This is a genomic window from Desulfobulbus alkaliphilus (assembly GCF_016918545.1).
Classification (GTDB): domain Bacteria; phylum Desulfobacterota; class Desulfobulbia; order Desulfobulbales; family Desulfobulbaceae; genus Desulfobulbus; species Desulfobulbus alkaliphilus.
This window is the reverse complement of record NZ_JAFFQC010000310.1, coordinates 1-426: the sequence shown is the minus strand read 5'-3', so window position 1 is coordinate 426 and position 426 is coordinate 1. Positions and strand designations below refer to the sequence as shown.

Genomic DNA, 426 nt, shown 5'->3' with positions numbered 1-426 from the left:
GTCCCACGAGGGCATCGTCGCGTACTCGAAGATCTGCACCCACGTCGGCTGCCCCGTCGCGCTCTACGAGCAGCAGACACACCACCTCCTGTGCCCGTGCCACCAGTCGACCTTCGATGTCGCCGACGGTGCAAAGGTCGTCTTCGGTCCTGCGAAGCGCCCGCTGCCCCAGCTGCCCATCGCCGTCGACGACGAGGGCTACCTCATCGCACAGGACGACTTCGACGAGCCTGTGGGCCCGAGCTACTGGGGACGCCTGAAATGACAACAACCCAAGCACCGAAGCCGGTGGCTGCGACCGCCGACTACCTCGACCAGCGCACGGGTATCTCGCACGCGGTCAAGGGGTTCGCCCGCAAGGTGTTCCCCGACCACTGGTCCTTCCTCCTGGGCGAGGTCGCCCTCTACTCCTTCGTGGTGCTGCTC

At 66.2% G+C, this 426-nt stretch carries 1 protein-coding gene and 1 pseudogene; both read left to right on the top strand.

What is annotated here, in order from left to right:
* Positions 1–265 (top strand): QcrA and Rieske domain-containing protein (locus JWG43_RS20995; protein WP_205244418.1); only part of this gene is annotated, 265 nt, incomplete at its 5' end.
* A pseudogene (locus JWG43_RS20990) lies at positions 262–426 on the top strand (cytochrome bc1 complex cytochrome b subunit); the annotation flags it as partial. The gene JWG43_RS20995 and the pseudogene JWG43_RS20990, both read left to right, overlap by 4 nt.